Source organism: Idiomarina sp. HB, from assembly GCF_048059115.1.
GTDB classification, from domain to species: domain Bacteria; phylum Pseudomonadota; class Gammaproteobacteria; order Enterobacterales; family Alteromonadaceae; genus Idiomarina; species Idiomarina abyssalis.
The window spans coordinates 241406-258505 of sequence record NZ_JAYLVU010000003.1 but is presented as its reverse complement, the minus strand read 5'-3'; the positions used below and the strand labels follow the sequence as shown (position 1 = coordinate 258505).

Genomic DNA, 17100 nt, shown 5'->3' with positions numbered 1-17100 from the left:
TTATCAGTTGTGATAAATTAAGCAGTTAGCTATGTTGAGGTTGTTATCTAACGGGAAGTCTGTCAAGTCTTTACGCAAAGAATTACTAATGCCAAGGAAGCAAGTATGCGGGAATCATTAGAAAGACGTTCATTTTTACTGACACTGGCACTTGTCAGCGTTGCTTTTGCCTGGGTACTTATACCTTTTTGGGCTGCTATTTTTTGGGCCTGTGTCGTTACGGTAATTTTCTCGCCGTTGCAGCAACGGTTGAAGAACAAGTTTGGAGACAAGCCTAACCGGGCAGCGCTTGTTACGCTGCTAATTGCACTTGTTATTGTTGTTATACCGGTACTGGGAATTTCGTATTCATTCGTGCAAGAGGGCGTTAGTTTTTACCAGCGACTGGATGAAGGCAAAATTAATCCAGGAAAACTTTTTGATGAAATTCAGACCGCCTTTCCGGTCATTAATGACCTACTTGCTCAGTTTGATATTAAAGCCAGCGATGTGCGAGATAAAATATCCTCGACAGCCGTCAGTGGTAGCAAGTTCTTAGCGGAAGAAGCACTGAGCATTGGTCAAAACACGTTTTCTTTTCTGATTAGCCTGGCTTTAATGATTTACCTGACTTTTTTCCTGCTAAGGGACGGACACCGTTTAATTAACTTGATGGTTAAGGCATTACCTCTGGGAGATGAACGGGAGCGTAAGCTATTTACTAAGTTTGCGGAAGTAACACGCGCAACGGTCAAAGGGAACTTGGTGGTTGCGATAGTTCAGGGGGCGTTAGGCGGTATTATCTTTGCGTTGCTTGGCATTCCGGGCGCTTTACTTTGGGGTGTTGTGATGGCGTTCTTGTCACTCATTCCTGCAGTGGGTGCCAGCCTGGTCTGGCTACCTGTGTCTATTTATCTATACGCGACAGGAAGCTGGATAGCCGCGACCATACTCGTTGCTTACGGTGCAATTGTTATTGGTCTGGCCGATAACGTATTACGCCCAATTTTGGTTGGCCGCGATACAAAACTGCCGGACTACTTAGTGTTGTTTTCCACTCTGGGTGGTTTGTCTCTATTCGGAATTACCGGTTTTGTATTAGGGCCGCTTGTTGCAGCCCTGTTCCTGGTCTTCTGGGATATCTTTATGACGGAATTTAACGCGGACTCTTAAAGCTGAGGCCGTGAATACCCGCCAACGCGCCCTTTAGGTGATAATACCCACTGCCAGAGCTGGATATCACGGGCGCGGAAGGCTCCGGCGCAAGATAGTAAGTAGTATTTCCACATACGGTAAAACTCATCATCAAATTGCGATTTAAGCTCCGGCCAGGCCTTATCAAAATTCTCAAACCAGGCCATTAGGGTTTTATCGTAATCAGCCCCAAAGTTGTGAAAGTCTTCGCAGACAAACTTTTCTTCCAGCGCGGTGCCAATTTGTGAAATAGAAGGCACTTCGCCATTAGGGAAAATGTATTTACTGATCCATGGGTCAGCTGCTGTGTCGCTGACATTTTTGCCTATCGTGTGAAGTAAAAACAGACCGTCTTCTTTAGTGCAGCGCAGGGCTACATCCATATAGTCGTCATAGTTTTTCTGGCCTACGTGCTCGAACATGCCCAGGCTAATCACCCGATCAAACTGTTCATCAAGCTCACGGTAGTCTTGTAATCGAAACTCGACAGGCAGGCCTTTACAGCGCTCTTCACCCAATGCAACTTGCTCTTTAGATATAGTAACGCCAACGCATTCAACGCCGTAATTTTCAGCAGCGTATTGCATAAAACTGCCCCAACCGCAGCCTATATCAAGCACTCGCATACCGGGTTTCAGGCCTAACTTTTTACAGCAAAGCTCAAGTTTGTGCCGTTGCGCTTCATCGACATCTTTCGCTTTTTCCCAATAAGCACAGGTATAAACCATGCGTTCGTCAAGCATAGCTGAGTACAAGTCGTTGCCCATATCGTAATGGTGCTGTCCAACTTCCCAGGCTTTCGACTGACTTTGTAGATTGAAAATGCGGCTTTTCAGAGAGTGAAAGATAAGGCGTGCGGGGTTTACTTTGTCTTGAATGCCCGACCGCAAAAGCTTGAAAAAAAACTGATCAAGAGACTCGGCATCCCATAAGCGTGCCATATAGGATTCGCCAAGACCCAGGTTGCCACGCGACAAAGCCTGATCAAAAACGGTTTCATCGTGTATTTGCATGTCCCAGGCCCGATTGCCGTTAATGCGAATATCTGCCTGAGCTAAAAGTTCTTCAACATACTCTCGTGATGTCGACATAATTGTCCGCCCATTCATGAAATTGATGGCATAAAACCGTATCAAGAACGGGCGGGCCTGGCAATATGACGTCGGTATTGCTACTTCTGCGAAGTAAACTCCGGATAAGCCTCAACGCCACAGTCAACCTGATCTAAGCCTACGTATTCCTGTTCTTTCGTCACGCGAATACCTACGGTCAGCTTGAGTATAGTCCAGATGATAAAGCTACAGGCAAAGACCCAACCGAAAATTGTGGCAACGCCGGCGAACTGAATCATAAAGCTGGCGCTGGAGTCAGTTATGGGCACTAGCAGGGTACCGAATATACCCACGACACCATGTACCGAAATGGCCCCAACCGGGTCGTCAATGTGCAGCTTATCCAGAGCAATAATTGACAACACAACAATGAGTCCGGCGACAAAGCCAAAAACACTTGCCTGCCAGGGTTCGGGAGTAACGGGTTGTGCAGTTATGGCGACTAAACCGGCTAAAGCACCGTTTAGTATCATAGTCAGGTCGGCTTTTTTCCAGAGTAACTTGGTAAACAGCAGTGCCGCTATTGTTCCTGCTGCTGCCGAGGTGTTGGTATTGACCATAGCGCGTGCAATGGCGTTGGCGTCATCAACTGAGCCCAGAGCCAGCTGGGAACCGCCGTTAAAACCGAACCATCCGAACCAGAGAATAAAAGTACCCAGTGCGGCGAGAGGCATGTTTGAACCCGGTAAGGCATTAATACTGCCGTCACTCAGGTATTTGCCAGAGCGGGGACCCAGCAATATGACCGCCGCCAGTGCTGCTGATGCCCCGGTTAAGTGAACAATACTAGAGCCGGCAAAATCGACAAACCCCCAGTTTGCTATCATGCCGCCGCCCCAGGTCCACAAGCCCTGAACCGGGTAAATAAATGCGCTGAGTACGACACAAAAAACTAAAAAGCTCATGAGCTTCATTCGCTCTGCTACGGCGCCGGAAACAATGGACATAGCGGTGGCAACAAACACAACCTGAAAGAAGAAGTTTGCATCGGCGGCGTAAGCAGGGGAAGGATCCGGGTACATGACTTTATAACCAATGGCTAAATAAGTAATACAGGCAATGGAGTAGAGAGCAATGTTTTTGGTCAGAATTTCGGTGGTGTTTTTGGCTCTTACCAGGCCGGCTTCTAACATTGAAAACCCGGCCGCCATCCACATGACCAGCGCGCCGCAAACAAGCAGATAAAAAGTATCGAGGGCAAAAGTGAGTTGCTGTAAATCTTGTGCTTCCATGGGGGACTCCTTAAAGAGCGTCTTTGTCAGTTTCACCGGTACGTATGCGAACGCAGTGCTCAAGTGGCAGAACAAATATCTTTCCGTCTCCGATATTGCCGGTATGAGCCGCTGCGCTAACAACTTCCAGCGCCCGTTCAAGGGTTTCATCGGGAAGAGCCAGTTCTATTTTCATTTTGGGAAGAAAGTCGACCTGGTACTCGGCTCCTCGATACAGCTCGGTATGGCCTTTTTGCCGGCCAACACCACGAACTTCGGTTACAGTTAAGCCGGAGCAGCCAATTTCAAACAAAGCCTGCTTTACATCCTCCAGCTTGAAAGGTTTGATTAACGCAACGAGCATTTTCATGAGGCTTCCTTATTAAAAGATTGTTAAGCAACCTTCTAATTCAGGAAATGTGCCAAAGATTAATTTGTTGATATTTATGGATAAATAGAATTTCGATGAGAGCTCTGCACAAAAAACGTGCGCAACCTCTGTGCACTGCACCAAAAGTGCTATTGAACCCAGACCTTACAGGGGAGATACTATTTACCTACAGTAATGCAGGATGAAAGGTGCAGTAGCATGAAACTTGGAGCACGGCAGAGCGACCTTATTGGTGAGACAGATCTGTTACGGATACCATCGCTGTCTGATTTAACCGGGTGCGATATCTTTATTAAGTGCGAGTTTCAGAACCCGGGAGGCTCAATAAAAGATCGTGCTGCTAAACAGCTCATTGACGACGCTATGCAGCGCGGCGAACTTAAGCCGGGTATGACCGTAGTGGAAGGTACTGCCGGCAATACTGGCATTGGCCTCGCGGTTGTTGCTAAGTCCTATGGGCTGAACATGCTGGCGGTTATGCCTAATGATCAGACACCAGAAAAAGAACGGATGATACGCCTGCATGGCGGTGAGCTAATGGCCGTTGACCCGGTTCCTTTTAAAAACGAAAACCACTTTTATCACACAGCGCGTCGCTTAGCTGAAGAGCGTGACGACTGTTGGTGGGCCAATCAGTTTGAAAATACCAGCAACGCCCGCGCGCATTACCTTCATACGGGCCCGGAAATTTGGGAACAAACCGGTGGTAAAGTTGATGTTCTGGTTTCTGTAGCAGGTACTGGTGGCACCATTGGTGGTAACTCGCGCTTTTTGAAAGAGAAAAATCCGGATATTGATGTTTGGGTTGTGGACCCGGATGGCTCGGGAATTTATGAGTTCCTTCGCAGTGGTGAGTATGTTTCGACGGGCGGTTCCATGACAGAAGGCATTGGTATTATGCGGTTAGTGGATAACTTTCGTCAGGCACGGATTGATCATGCCGTTAACTTGCCCGATCAGGATTTAGTCACGCTGTCGCGTTATGTCAGAGACAAGGACGGTATTGTGCTGGGTAGCAGCTCCGCGCTTAATGTTGCCGGCGCTTTGGCTGCTGCTTTGCGAAAGGGGCCGGGGCAACGTATCGTGACGTTTTCCTGTGATTTAGGTGAGCGTTCGGTCAGTAAATTGTATAACCCGGAGTATTTACGAGGGCGTGAATTAAACCCTGAGCCCGAGTCCATTGAGGTGCTGATAAAACGTTACCGCGAGCTCGGCGATAAAGTGCTAGAGGTTAACTGGAATAATGAATAGATTCATCATTTGCACTTTTTTATCAGGCTTGGCAGTTGCTGCACCAAAAGCACAGGAGACTCTGCCGGACGCGCCGTTTCATGATTTAAAAGTACCTGAGTTTCTGGATATTGCGCATCGTGGTGCGTCGGGTTATCTACCGGAACATACTCAGGCCAGTACGGTTATGGCCCATGCATTAGGTGCGGACTTCATTGAACAGGACATACAGCTAACTCGTGACGGTGTGCCGGTGGTTTTGCACGACGAAAAACTGGACCATGTTACCAACGTGTCTGAAGTATTCCCGGAGAAGCACCGGCCCGATGGTAAATATTATGTGGTCGACTTTTCCCTGGATGAATTAAAGCGCTTAACGGTTGTTGCCCGCCATAAAGACTATGAGCTGGTCTATCCTAAACGCTTCGCTCAACCGGATGTGCGCTTCCCTATTCAAACCCTGGATGAACACATTAAGTTGATTCATGAACTGAACCGGGTGCGTGAGATGTCCACCGGTATTTATGTGGAGCTGAAATCTTCACGTTGGTATCAGCAACAAGGGTACGACATTACTTCAGCTGTTATGTCGGTACTTGCACGAAATGGCTATTCTGACAAACGGCCTACCCCTATTTATTTGCAGTCTTTTGATCCGGAAGTCTTGCGGCGCTTAAAACGAGAGTTTAACTGGGACGCGCCCCTCATTCAGCTGGTTGGCGATAACGAGTGGGGCGCGACAGATATTGACTACAGCGCTATGCGATCCAGTGCTGGTTTAGAGTCGGTTAAGAGCTACGCAGAAGGGGTCGGGCTGTGGTTAAATCATGTATTAGAAGGTGTCTCTGAAAACGGCGAGCCGCAATGGAGCGATGTTTTAGACTCTGCGGAAGAAAAGGGACTGAATGTTCATGTTTATACCTTGCGAGCTGACGACCTGCCCGACGGCGTTAAGTCTCATGGTCAGCTACGACAGTGGTTGAAGCAGGCCGGTGTTGAGGGTGTATTCACAGACTTTCCGGATAAAAAGTAAACCGCATTTTAAAACCGTCACTGCCGTCATCATAATAGTTTGGCAGAATATCGATAGTTTCGAAGCCACAGTTTTGATACCAATGAATGGCGGTTTTATTATCACTTTTTACTTCCAGAGACATAGCTTCAGCGCCCTGCCTTTTGGCGGTGTCCAGTACGTGATTAATGAGTAAATTGCCGACACCAAAACCACGAAAGTTTAGTGATACAGCAATAGAGTACAGGCGCCATACTTTACTGTTGCGCCGGATGAACGCAATGGCATACCCGGCTAGCTGGTTTTCTGAACGCGCCACCCAGCAATAATTATGATCAGACTGAATAACCTGCCGGAAGCTGCGGCGACTAATACAACTGTAATTAAATGTCGCCCGCTCCAGTGTAACTAATTGATCAAGGTCGGTGAGCTTTGCAGGCTCAACCCTAAACTCAGTATTCATCCAGACGTCGTCCAAAGTCAGCCATTATCAGCCGATAGAGTTCATATCCTAAATGTTTATCTTCAACACCTGACTCAATTGACGGGTTATCGTTAATTTCAATAACCACCGGGCCTTTAGGTGTTTGCTTGATATCAACACCGTACAGGCCGTCGCCAATTAAGCGAGTTGCCTGTAGTGCCAGTCTGACCACGTCTTTCGGGGCCTGATGTACGCCTAAAGTTGCAAAAGACCCACTCTTACCCCGCGAAGACGACTCGCTATGATTATAAATTTGCCAATGGTTACGGGCCATAAAATACTGACAGGCGTATATGGGGCGGTTATTCAGCACACCGATACGCCAGTCGTATTCGGTTTTCATAAACTCTTGTGCCAGCAAAATAGTGGATTGTTTGAAAAGCTCCGCTGCCACTTGTTTAAATTGCTCAAGGCTTTCTGCTTTTTCCACACCGATAGAAAATGAACCGTCAGGGATTTTCAGCACGACCGGATAACCCAGGCGCTCGCCTATGGCTTGGTAATCAATTTCTGACTGGCTCAGCAGCAGTTCTGTTTTCGGCGTTGCAACTTTATGCTTATCCAACAGTTCAGTTAAGAACACCTTATTGGCACACTTAACAATAGAGTCGGGGTGGTCAATAACCACCATGCCGTTAGCCTCCGCTTTTTTAGCAAAGTGGTAGGTGTAGTGGTTAATACGGGTCGTTTCCCGTATGAAAAGCGCATCAAACTCCAGTAAACGGTTAAAGTCGTTCGCCGTAATCAGCTCAGCTTCAATATCCGCTTCTTTTGCGGCCTTAATAAACTGTGCCAGTGCCTTTTTGTCGCTGGTCGGAATGGCCTCGTCCGGGTTATAAAGAATGGCTAAATCAAAACGGTACTCTTTACGTGTACGTGCCTTTCGCCACACTCGTTTACTGAAATGGTCCAGTGAGTTACCAAAAAAACTTTGTTGCTCGTCACTCAGCTCATTAAGCGCGCCGGAGGTGAGCTTGTTGATGTGCCAACGGCCGCTAAATTCCAGCTCAACTTTTAAAATAGGACACGGATAGCGCTCAAAAATTTGCCGTGCAAAAGACGCCAGTTCTGGCTGTTCGCACAAGCCAAAGCAAATTAATAGGGATAGCGACTTCTGATCATAGTTCTGCAAATACTTTGTGAGTGATCGGTCAGCGGTATTAATCAGTAACTGATAATGAGAGAAGTTAGTCAGGTCGTTAATGGTGGCGACAGAAGGCATGACTCTTTGCCCTCGGGCTTCTGCGAGCAGGCTGACGTAATAGCCGGTGGATAAGTAAGATAGGTCATTGCACAAATTTAAGACGTGATAACGACTTTGCAAATGCGCTGATTGTAAGTATTCACTTGCGGTGAGTAAGCTTTGACTTGGGTAATAAGGCTGCCAGTCGGCGGCATTATCTATGATAAGGTGAACGTGTTGCTGCATGTCGTAAAGTACTCGAAAGTCGCTAAAAGAGGTGTAAGTTATTTGCTTATTATTTGCGTAATAAATGCAACTCACACTATATTAGAAAGACAACGGATAACAAGCAGATTTGCTGTTTTATCTTTTTCAAAGGAGTCAGGTGAATGCTGACAATTCTGGCAAAGTTGTTAAAGGCTTTGAATTCTGAAACTAGCGCGTGGGCCCTGGCCTTAGCTGTCGTACTAGGAATGTTCATCGGAATAACGCCGCTATGGCGGATCCATAACTTAATTATAATTCTGGCGGCCTTGATCTTCCGCGTTAACCTCAGTTTATTTATCGTATCTTTTGGTGTGTTCTCGGGTATCGCCTACCTGCTTGACCCCTGGTTTCACAGCTTAGGGCTGAGCTTGTTAGAAGCTTCAAGTTGGCAGGGAATTTACGAAGCTATGTACGCTACTGCGTTAGGTCGTCTCTCCATGTTTAACCACACTATTACCATGGGTAGCTTTGTTATCGCTCTTATCGCTGCGCCAATAGTGGCAGCCATAAGCTACTGGGTTATTGCCAATTACCGCAAGCGCATTCAGGCGAAAATAATGAAACTTCGTGTTGTACAGGTCATTCGTGGCAGCCGTTTCTGGCAAATTTATACGGACTTAAGGGGGTGAGCATGAAACGTAGCATCATTCGCTGGCCGGGACTGGCCGTATTTGCCGGATTTGTGCTGTTGTTAGTCGCTATTTCCTGGCTCTTTCTGGACACCATTATAAAAGTGACCCTGGAACATACTATGGGTCGGTTAAACGGTGCTGAAGTGAATATTGAGCGAGTAGAGCATCGCTGGGTTCCGTTGTCTTTAACGGTAGCCGGAGTTCAGGTGACTGACCCTAACGCCCCTCAGAATAACCGGGTACAAATTGGTGAAGCCTCTGCTGACATCAGTCCAACCGAGCTGGTACTTGGCAGAACCTTAATTGAACAGCTTACTATGACAGGTATACGTGTCAATCAACCCAGAGAGAGCGAAGGTGAGGTTTACGTATTACCGGACAAAGAAGATATGCAGGGGTGGGCGAACCAATCCTGGGATAAGCTGACCATGTCGCTGCCTTCTGTGGATGAGATTGTTAGTCAGGTTGATTTGCGTACCGAAAAAGTCATTGAAGAAGCCAAAACGGCTTATGAACAACAAGAACAGGAAGTAAAAGCTGCGCAGGAAGCACTGCCCAGTGAGGAAAAAATAAAGGAATATGAGCAAAAAATTAAGCAAATAACCGAAGGTAAAGTAGAAGGTCTGGGTGATATTGCCGCCAGGAAAAAGGCTTTAGACGAGTTGAAAGAGTCGATAAGAGCCGATAAAGAAGCGGTGAGTAACTTTCGTGATGAAGTCAAACAAGCGAAAGACGTGGTGCAGCAGCAAATTAGTGAGTTAAAAAATGCGCCCGGTAATGATATTGACCGCATTAAATCCTTTTTCAGTATGGACGGCAGTGGCTTACAGAACGTGACTGGCTTGCTTTTGGGAGATAAGGCCCGCGAGTGGAGTAAGTATGTACTTCTGGCGTATGAGCAGCTGGGCCCTATGCTGGCGCGCTCCGATAACTCAGCGACAGTAGAGCCGGTTCGCGGTGAAGGCCAGAGAATCTCCTTCGCTGATGACAACGCTCCGCCTGAGTTCTTAATTAAAAAGGCTCGTACGGAATTTATGGTGGGCGGTACCGTTATTGATGTCGACTGGCAGAACATAACGCATCAGCACAATTTACTGGGACAACCCACAACCTACCAGGCCAGAGCAGACAATAGCGATTTGTGGAGCGCATTTAACCTTAATGGTGAGATGTCGTTGACCGACTTGGGCATAGACGCAAGGCAGCAATGGCAGTTGAAAGGCGCTCAATTACAAAACCTGGGCCTTAGTGACAGCAGTGAGCTGAGTGCTCGTGTTTTGTCTTCGTTGCTGGACAGCGACGGAACGGTACTGGTTCGTGAGAATAAGCTTGATGGCAAAGCCATGGTCCGGATGTTGAACCTTGACCTGGAAGCCGAGGGCAGTAGCAAACTGACATCAGCTATTGCCGGTGCTTTGAAACAGCTGCAACGGCTGGATATCACCACCAATATTGGCGGTGACATTCAAAGCCCTTCGCTGAGTTTTGAGTCGGACCTGGATAACCAGTTAGGTGACTTACTGACACAAAGTGCAATGGGTGAGGCCGATGAGAAACTGGCGGAAATTAAGGCCGATTTGACCGCAAAAGTCTCTGACCAATTGGGCGGTCAGCAAGGTTTGCTGGAAAACCTGACTCAGTGGGATAACGAATCAGGCGATAAGAGTGAGCAGCTCGAAGAGTTACTTAAGGCAAAAATTGAAGACAGTCTTAAAGATAAGCTTAAGGGCCGCATTTTCGGCGACTCTTAAGCTAAGCAGAGTTACTCAGTGGTTAAAAACTCGCTGAGTAACTCGGCTTTTTGTTGAATAGAAAACAGTCCGTTTAAGTGTCCCCAGGGACCATTAATTTCTTCGTACTGAACCTCTTTACCCATTTCTCTAAGTTGCTCAGCCGTGTTTTCTGCCATGTACGGCATTAACAGCAGGTCGTTACTGGATGGCAAAAACAAGGTTTTTGCGGAAATGTTTTTTAATCCATCTTTTAAAGTATCCTGATGACCGGCAACAAACAGCTGGTTTGCACGCACCAGGTAAAGAATATGGTTCGCATCTGCCAGTGGTGCACGCGCACGGCTGGCACCGTATAACCATTCTACGGCCGGCAGTTCATTAGTCACGGACTCAAGGCCCTTTTCTGGCAGGGTCTCCTGCTGAGGTACCGCCTGGTTAATGTATTCCGGATGCATCGCACCATGTGTGATCATGGCTTGTGCCATAGTGACGCCATCTAAAGGCGCGTCGCCGTCGTAGTAGTCACCGCCGTTCCAGTTAGGGTCCAGCTTAATGGCTTGTGCCCACTGCTCCAGACCCATTATGGTCCAGGCGTCTAACGAGCCGGCACCAATAACAGAGACCATACGCTCAACCCAGTCCGGGTAAGCCGCTGCCCATTCAATGGCCTGCAATGAACCCATAGAAGCGCCAACCACTGCGTGCAGTTTTTTAACGCCTAATTCTTCCAGTAGGGCTTTTTGCACATTCACAAAGTCGCGTATGGTCACCACCGGAAAGTCTAAACCATAGGGTTTTCCGGTATCTGGGTTAATGCTGGCAGGACCGGTAGTAATGACATTAGGCAGGTTAGGGTAAGCGTTGACTAACGAGTCAACGCTAATAACATAGTACTTATCGGTATCAATGGCTTTGCCGGGACCAATAATCGAATCCCAGTAGCCGGCCTGTTGGTCATCCTCACTGTACTTACCAGCGGCGTGACTGTTGCCGGAGAAAAAGTGAGTAATAAGCACGACGTTATCCTTTGCTTCATTAAGTGTCCCGTAGGACTCCCAGCCCACTTTGACGTCTTTAATGGTTTCACCGCCGTGAGTGGTATAACTGTCCATGCTAAAGGTCTTTTTCTCAACCCATTGTTCGGCTGCTATCGGTAAGCTGATCAGCAATACCGCAACGCTGATAACCGTTGTCCATAATCGTGTCATGACACATTCTCCTGTAAGTAATTTTGGTACTGCTCGCGCAATTTATTTTTAACCAGCTTACCGGTGCCGGTATGGGGCAATTCATCAACAAAGACCACGTCGTCAGGCATCCACCAACGGGCAATTTTGCCGGTTAAAAAGTCTTTAATGTCTTGTTTTGACAGCTGGTGACTTTTATTCAGTACCACCAGCAATAGCGGGCGCTCGTCCCATTTCGGATGTTTAACACCAATGACACAGGACTCGTTAACCGCCTCGTGCTGGCTGACAATGTTTTCTATATCCAGAGAGCTTATCCATTCGCCACCGCTTTTAATCACATCTTTCTTGCGGTCAACCACTTTCATAAAGCCTTCCGGGTCAATAACCGCGATGTCGCCCGTAGCCAGCCATCCATCAGGGAAGCTACTTAAGTCGTCATTTCGAAAATACTGCGAAGCAATCCAGTGTCCGCGAACCTGCAATTCGCCCCGGGTTTCGCCATCGTTAGGCAGAGGATTATCGTCAGCGTCAACAATGCGGTGTTCTATGCCAAAAACCGGGCGGCCAGCCGTTGTCTGCAGTTGGTATTGCTCGTCTTTAGGCCGGCTAATAATGTCTGCCTGTGGCGGTACCGAATGAACCAGCGGACCGGTTTCTGTCATACCCCAAATAGGCTGCCAGTAAACGTCGTACTCTTGGTCGTAAGTTTTAACCAGCCCCATAGGAGAAGCAGCTCCTCCTACGCAAACGCGTTGCAGCGATGGGATGTCCAGCTTATTTTCATTCAAATAATTGTGCAAGGTGAGCCAAATGGTGGGTACGCCTAAGCCAACAGTGACGTGTTCGTTGCGAATCATGTCCGCCATTGCCTCGCCCGATGTTCCATCGCCAGTGAACACCAACTTACAACCGGACAAAGGACCGGCGTAGGGCGCGCCCCAGGCGGCTACGTGATACATAGTGACCATAGGCATGAGTACGGTATCACTGCGTAAATCCAACATGTCGGCACTGACGGTTGCCTGGGCGTGTAGCACCATAGCGCGGTGTGAGGCCAGTACGCCTTTGGGGTTGCCTGTCGTGCCCGAGGTATAACAAAGCAGCGCCGCGCTGTTTTCATCAACGTCTGGCCAGTCATAGTCTTTAGGTTCTGATTCCAGAAGTTCTTCATAACAAAGCACATTCTTAAGCGTGGTATTCGGCATGTGGTTTTGGTCGGTCATCACCACAAAGCCTTTTACCCCGGGCAGTTCGTCTTCAATGGACTCCAGTAGCTCGACAAAACTTAGGTCGACAAAGACCCATCCGCTTTCAGCATGGTTTAGGATCCAGGCTATCTGTTCGCCAAACAGGCGGGGGTTTACGGTATGCATAACAGCACCGCTGCCGCTTACCGCATAGTAAAGCTCCATATGCCGGTAAGTATTCCAGGCCAGACTGGCTACGCGATCGCCGGGTTGTACCCCCAGCTTTTTTAATGCGTGGGCTAATTGTCCGCTTCGTTGCCAGCATTCGGCATAGCAATACCGGTGAATGTCACCCTCCAGCCGTCGGGTGACAATCTCCTGTCGAGGGTGGCGACTCGCTGCAAATTTCAGTAAATCGATAATTTGCAGTGGCCGTTTCATCATATTTCCTAACATGGTCAAATCCCCTTACTGCTGGGTTACAACATGAATAAGCCAATGGCCACGGCTAAGCCCATTAACGGCACAACAACGGTCACGGCAGCAACAGCCCAGTAAGCGGCACTGTGCTTCTCGTTACAAATAGCGCGAATAGTGGTAACCACATAGCCATTGTGCGGCAGGGAATCCAGTGCACCGGAGGAGATTGAGACAATACGGTGCAATTGCTCCGGGTTAACGCCGGCAGCCATATAGTGCGGTCCTACTTCAGGTAAGGCGATTGCCTGACCACCAGAAGCCGAACCGGTTAAACCCGCGATAACGCTTACAGCAACGGCCGCGCCGACTAATTCATTACCCGGCAAACTGGTCATAGCATTTACCGCTGTATCAAAGGCTGGAGTAATCTTGGCGATGCTGCCAAATCCAACCACTGCCGCGGTGTTGCCTATAGCCACCAAAGCACCGGTTGTGGCTTCATGAATGGCGGTTTGTGGCTTATGAAAATGTTTGAAGTTAATGACCGCAATGGCAATAACACCGCCCAGCAAAGCAACAATTAAAGCGTTTTGCTGCAAGGTATCGTGAAAGGTAAAGGACAGTCCAAGCACAACCAGTAGTGGAATTAATCCACTTATAGGAGACGGTAGTTCTCGCTCTAAAAGTATTGGGTCGCCTTCACGTGCTTCAAATTGCTCGCCGTTTGCGACGGCACGGTTAATGATTTTTTTGAGCCACCAGTAACCGAAGGTTGCCATTAACACGGCAACGACCAGGCTCACTTCCCAGGCGGCATAGGGCGAAGTACCTAAGTATTTAACCGGTATCCAGTTTTGAATTTCCGGTGAACCTGCCGAGGTCATGGTAAAAGTCACAGAGCCAAAGGCTAACGCAGCAGGAATAAAGCGACGAGGTAAGTTCGCGTCTTTAAACAAACTGAGCGCCATTGGGTAAACCGAGAACGCCACAACGAAGACGCTGACGCCGCCGTAGGTCAGAATTGCGCAGGCCAGGACAACAGCGAGAACTGCCTGTTTTCGGCCTAACTTGTTGATTATCCAGCGCGCAACACTGTCAGCAGCACCGGTGTCTTCCATAAACTTACCGAACATAGAGCCCAGTAAGAACATAAAAAACCAGGCCGCCACAAAGCTGGCAAAGCCGTCCATATAGGCACTGACAAAGTTCACGTCACCCGTGAGTAATGGCACGCCGCTACATAAAGCCACGACAACGGCGCAAAGAGGGGCACTGATAAACAGGTTCATCCCTCTTAAAGTGAGTATGATGAGCAACACAAGGCCGCCGATCAGACCAATCATACTTAACATGAGTTACCTCGCAACGAAAAAGAAAACGGACCATGCTCTGAATCGCTGCATGGATGTATTGTGCGTGATAAAGGGATTTGCCCCTATAGTACTATGGTACAGATCACAATCTTAACAATTTGCGCTAGTTTAGTAAGCAACCATGACTCTGAACCGTTAAATAGCTGTAAACGGAAATAACAATTACAAACGACATTATCTGTCAGGGGAACAACAATGAAACAACCCAAATTTCAGAAATCACTGATTGCAGCAGCGGTAACCACTCTGCTTAGCAGTCCTATGGCTTTGGCTCAGCAAAATGAGAATACCGAGGCTGAAGACGGCAAGCTTGAACGAATTGAAGTGACCGCGCGCCGGACAAACGAGAGTTTACAAGAAGTACCCGTTGCAGTTTCGGCTTTCGGTGAAGGTGAATTGGAACGAGATGGTATCGAGGACATCACCGAGTTGCAGTACAAAATGCCGAATACAACCTTCCAGGTCAGCCGCGGTACTAACTCAACATTAACGGCCTACATTCGGGGCGTTGGTCAGCAGGATCCGCTATGGGGCTTTGAGCCAGGCGTTGGTATCTATATTGACGACGTTTACGTTGCAAGACCTCAAGGGGCGGTTTTAGAAGTATTAGATGTTCAGCGTGTCGAAGTCCTTCGTGGTCCTCAGGGAACGTTATATGGTAAGAACACCATTGGCGGCGCGATGAAATATGTGACTCGCGAACTAACAGGTTATGACGAATTTGAAGTTAAAGGCACTGTTGGAACTTATAACCAGCGAGACTTAAAAGTATCGGGACAGACCGCTTTAGCCGACAATTTCTATGTTGGGGGAGCCTTTGCGACATTAAACCGGGATGGCTTCGGTGAGTTCGTTAACACGGGCGATGAAAACTATAACAAAGAATTAATGACGGGGCGCTTTAACGCCAAATGGCTCGTCAATAAAGACCTCAACGTTAAATTTGCGGCTGACTGGACAAAAGACGACTCAAACGCACGTGGTGGTCACCGGGAACAAGAGTCTCTGTTGAGTGATGAACCTCGTTTAACCGATGTTTACGATGCTTATACAGCCATGCCTACCTGGAACGAAGTTGAGAACGAAGGTTACTCAATGACGGTTGACTGGGCAATTAATAACGACTGGATGTTTAAGTCGATTACCGCATACCGGGAAGGTTCCACAAATACGAATATCGACTTTGATTCCACAGTAAACCCTGTATTACTGGTGCCTGCGGTCTATGAAGATGAACAGACGACGCAAGAATTTCAGTTCATGTATCGTGATGACCGTTTAGATTTCGTGGGTGGTTTGTACTTTTATGAAGGTGAAGCCTGTGGTGAGTTCGGGACTGTCTTAGGTTTACTGGGGCTTTCTATCGATACCGGCGGTTGTGTTGATACGTCAAGCGAGGCGTTGTTTGGTCAGGCAACTTATCAGTTGGATGATCAGTGGTCAGTGACTTTAGGCGGGCGTTATACACGTGATGATAAGAGTGCCGATGTATTTCGATACACTTATGCTGGCATCAAATTCCTGGACCGCGGCGATTACTCGGCGGACCCTATTGTAATTAATTCAGACTTTACGACTCAGGCTGACTGGAGCAAGTTCAGTCCTCACGCAAGTGTCAGTTATCAAGTCGACCCCGCGGTTATGCTTTATGCAAGCTATAGCAATGGTTTCAAGTCGGGCGGTGTCGATATGCGAGCGGACGTGTCGTTGAACCCTGACGCTTCAAACCCTTATGACCCAGAAACTGTTGATACCGTTGAATTTGGTGTGAAGAGCGAAATGCTTGACGGACGTATGCGTTTAAATGCTGCCGCTTTCTTCTCTGATTATCAGGATATGCAGGTTACTGTGCAACGGGCTATCGAAGGCGGAGGTGTTGCCTCTCAAGTTCTGAACGCAGCCGATTCAACCGTTCAAGGGTTTGAGGTTGAGTCCACTTTTGCGGCTACTCCAACATTAAACTTCAACGGCTCACTCGGGTATATCGATGCGGAATTCGATTCAGTAGCGTTCTTTAATCCGGAAACGCAACAAGTTGAAGACGTGTCTGATTTGTGGTCTTTCCAGAATACCCCGAAAGTGACTGCCAACCTTGGTTTCACAAAAGAGTTTGCACTTGAAAGTGGCTCTTTGGTTTGGTCAACGAATGTCTCTTATCGCGATGACACACAGATTTTTGAAGTCCCATCACCATTAGATGAAGAGGCTTATAGTCTGACTAATACCAGTGTTGTTTGGTACTCAAACTCAAGTCAGTGGACGGTCGGTTTGCATGCCAAGAACGTATTTGATGAGGAATATCGCGTGTCGGGCTACAACTTTGGCTCAACCTTTGGCGAAAACATTGTGACTGGCTACTACGGTGATCCGCGGACCGTATCTTTGTCTGTCGGTTATCGTTTTTAACCCCCCGGCCGGCGTTGCTGCATAAAGCGGTAACGCTGGCTTTTTTCTTTTAAGTCGCTAGCATGGTCATTAACTCACAGTTGAATTCAGCAGGAA

14 protein-coding genes are annotated in these 17100 nt (G+C 47.9%); 6 read left to right on the top strand and 8 right to left on the bottom strand.

Going from position 1 to position 17100, the window contains the following annotated elements; genetic code table 11:
- Window positions 1-105: 105 nt before the first annotated feature.
- The gene (locus VBY75_RS10575; protein WP_199494339.1) at window positions 106-1152 is read left to right on the top strand and encodes an AI-2E family transporter; all 1047 of its coding nucleotides are present in this window, start codon (window positions 106-108) and stop codon (window positions 1150-1152) included.
- On the opposite strand, the gene cfa is transcribed toward VBY75_RS10575, so the two are convergent.
- The 3 genes from cfa to VBY75_RS10560 all read right to left on the bottom strand — a co-directional run bounded on the left by cfa (window position 1149) and on the right by VBY75_RS10560 (window position 3866).
- Window positions 1149-2264 carry a cyclopropane fatty acyl phospholipid synthase gene (gene cfa / locus VBY75_RS10570; RefSeq protein WP_222235773.1) on the bottom strand — a complete coding sequence of 372 codons (1116 nt, stop codon included), beginning with the start codon at window positions 2262-2264 and terminating at the stop codon, window positions 1149-1151. The two genes, VBY75_RS10575 and cfa, sit on opposite strands and share 4 nt — an antisense overlap.
- Before the next feature lie 80 nt (window positions 2265-2344).
- Window positions 2345-3517, bottom strand: coding sequence for an ammonium transporter (locus VBY75_RS10565; RefSeq protein ID WP_199494341.1), 1173 nt, complete (start codon window positions 3515-3517; stop codon window positions 2345-2347).
- Window positions 3518-3527: 10 nt separating this feature from the next.
- Window positions 3528-3866, bottom strand: coding sequence for a P-II family nitrogen regulator (locus VBY75_RS10560; RefSeq protein ID WP_054489485.1), 339 nt, complete (start codon window positions 3864-3866; stop codon window positions 3528-3530).
- Window positions 3867-4085: 219 nt separating this feature from the next.
- On the opposite strand from VBY75_RS10560, the gene VBY75_RS10555 reads away from it, so the two are divergent.
- Both VBY75_RS10555 and glpQ read left to right on the top strand, forming a co-directional pair.
- Complete coding sequence (locus VBY75_RS10555) at window positions 4086-5138, top strand: cysteine synthase A (protein ID WP_416512409.1); 1053 nt, start codon at window positions 4086-4088, stop codon at window positions 5136-5138.
- The gene (gene glpQ, locus VBY75_RS10550; RefSeq protein ID WP_416512407.1) at window positions 5131-6150 is read left to right on the top strand and encodes a glycerophosphodiester phosphodiesterase; all 1020 of its coding nucleotides are present in this window, start codon (window positions 5131-5133) and stop codon (window positions 6148-6150) included. The genes VBY75_RS10555 and glpQ overlap by 8 nt, the downstream gene beginning before the upstream one ends.
- On the opposite strand, the gene VBY75_RS10545 is transcribed toward glpQ, so the two are convergent.
- Window positions 6125-6592 carry a GNAT family N-acetyltransferase gene (locus tag VBY75_RS10545; RefSeq protein WP_416512405.1) on the bottom strand — a complete coding sequence of 156 codons (468 nt, stop codon included), beginning with the start codon at window positions 6590-6592 and terminating at the stop codon, window positions 6125-6127. The two genes, glpQ and VBY75_RS10545, sit on opposite strands and share 26 nt — an antisense overlap.
- Window positions 6582-8042, bottom strand: a complete 1461-nt coding sequence (locus VBY75_RS10540; protein ID WP_222235770.1) for a RimK family protein — start codon at window positions 8040-8042, stop codon at window positions 6582-6584. The genes VBY75_RS10545 and VBY75_RS10540 overlap by 11 nt, the downstream gene beginning before the upstream one ends.
- A 143-nt stretch (window positions 8043-8185) precedes the next feature.
- Between VBY75_RS10540 and VBY75_RS10535 the strand changes: the two genes are divergently transcribed.
- Both VBY75_RS10535 and VBY75_RS10530 read left to right on the top strand, forming a co-directional pair.
- Window positions 8186-8692, top strand: coding sequence for a DUF2062 domain-containing protein (locus tag VBY75_RS10535; protein WP_199494344.1), 507 nt, complete (start codon window positions 8186-8188; stop codon window positions 8690-8692).
- A 2-nt stretch (window positions 8693-8694) separates the two neighbouring features.
- A complete protein-coding gene (locus VBY75_RS10530; protein WP_054489475.1) occupies window positions 8695-10446 on the top strand; it encodes a TIGR03545 family protein in 1752 nt (583 codons plus the stop codon).
- Between the two features lie 11 nt (window positions 10447-10457).
- Here VBY75_RS10530 and VBY75_RS10525 read toward each other — a convergent pair whose 3' ends face one another.
- The 3 genes from VBY75_RS10525 to VBY75_RS10515 are packed head-to-tail and all read right to left on the bottom strand — an operon-like array spanning window position 10458 to window position 14577.
- Window positions 10458-11636, bottom strand: coding sequence for an E22 family MetX-like putative esterase (locus VBY75_RS10525; RefSeq protein ID WP_416512402.1), 1179 nt, complete (start codon window positions 11634-11636; stop codon window positions 10458-10460).
- Window positions 11633-13249: a long-chain fatty acid--CoA ligase gene (locus VBY75_RS10520; RefSeq protein ID WP_416512400.1), complete on the bottom strand. Its 1617-nt coding sequence runs from the start codon at window positions 13247-13249 to the stop codon at window positions 11633-11635. The genes VBY75_RS10525 and VBY75_RS10520 overlap by 4 nt, the downstream gene beginning before the upstream one ends.
- Before the next feature lie 35 nt (window positions 13250-13284).
- On the bottom strand, window positions 13285-14577 hold the full coding sequence (locus VBY75_RS10515; protein ID WP_054489469.1) for a GntP family permease: 1293 nt from the start codon (window positions 14575-14577) through the stop codon (window positions 13285-13287).
- A gap of 216 nt (window positions 14578-14793) precedes the next feature.
- Here VBY75_RS10515 and VBY75_RS10510 point away from each other — a divergent pair, with 216 nt between their 5' ends.
- Window positions 14794-17004 carry a TonB-dependent receptor gene (locus tag VBY75_RS10510; protein ID WP_416512397.1) on the top strand — a complete coding sequence of 737 codons (2211 nt, stop codon included), beginning with the start codon at window positions 14794-14796 and terminating at the stop codon, window positions 17002-17004.
- Window positions 17005-17100 lie beyond the last annotated feature (96 nt).

Excerpts from the sequence above, each read along its gene's own strand:
- VBY75_RS10575 (WP_199494339.1), top strand. The coding sequence starts at position 106 with ATGCGGGAATCATTAGAAAGACGTTCATTTTTACTGACACTGGCACTT.
- cfa (WP_222235773.1), bottom strand. The coding sequence starts at position 2,264 with ATGTCGACATCACGAGAGTATGTTGAAGAACTTTTAGCTCAGGCAGAT.
- VBY75_RS10565 (WP_199494341.1), bottom strand. The coding sequence starts at position 3,517 with ATGGAAGCACAAGATTTACAGCAACTCACTTTTGCCCTCGATACTTTT.
- VBY75_RS10560 (WP_054489485.1), bottom strand. The coding sequence starts at position 3,866 with ATGAAAATGCTCGTTGCGTTAATCAAACCTTTCAAGCTGGAGGATGTA.
- VBY75_RS10555 (WP_416512409.1), top strand. The coding sequence starts at position 4,086 with ATGAAACTTGGAGCACGGCAGAGCGACCTTATTGGTGAGACAGATCTG.
- glpQ (WP_416512407.1), top strand. The coding sequence starts at position 5,131 with ATGAATAGATTCATCATTTGCACTTTTTTATCAGGCTTGGCAGTTGCT.
- VBY75_RS10545 (WP_416512405.1), bottom strand. The coding sequence starts at position 6,592 with ATGAATACTGAGTTTAGGGTTGAGCCTGCAAAGCTCACCGACCTTGAT.
- VBY75_RS10540 (WP_222235770.1), bottom strand. The coding sequence starts at position 8,042 with ATGCAGCAACACGTTCACCTTATCATAGATAATGCCGCCGACTGGCAG.
- VBY75_RS10535 (WP_199494344.1), top strand. The coding sequence starts at position 8,186 with ATGCTGACAATTCTGGCAAAGTTGTTAAAGGCTTTGAATTCTGAAACT.
- VBY75_RS10530 (WP_054489475.1), top strand. The coding sequence starts at position 8,695 with ATGAAACGTAGCATCATTCGCTGGCCGGGACTGGCCGTATTTGCCGGA.
- VBY75_RS10525 (WP_416512402.1), bottom strand. The coding sequence starts at position 11,636 with ATGACACGATTATGGACAACGGTTATCAGCGTTGCGGTATTGCTGATC.
- VBY75_RS10520 (WP_416512400.1), bottom strand. The coding sequence starts at position 13,249 with ATGATGAAACGGCCACTGCAAATTATCGATTTACTGAAATTTGCAGCG.
- VBY75_RS10515 (WP_054489469.1), bottom strand. The coding sequence starts at position 14,577 with ATGTTAAGTATGATTGGTCTGATCGGCGGCCTTGTGTTGCTCATCATA.
- VBY75_RS10510 (WP_416512397.1), top strand. The coding sequence starts at position 14,794 with ATGAAACAACCCAAATTTCAGAAATCACTGATTGCAGCAGCGGTAACC.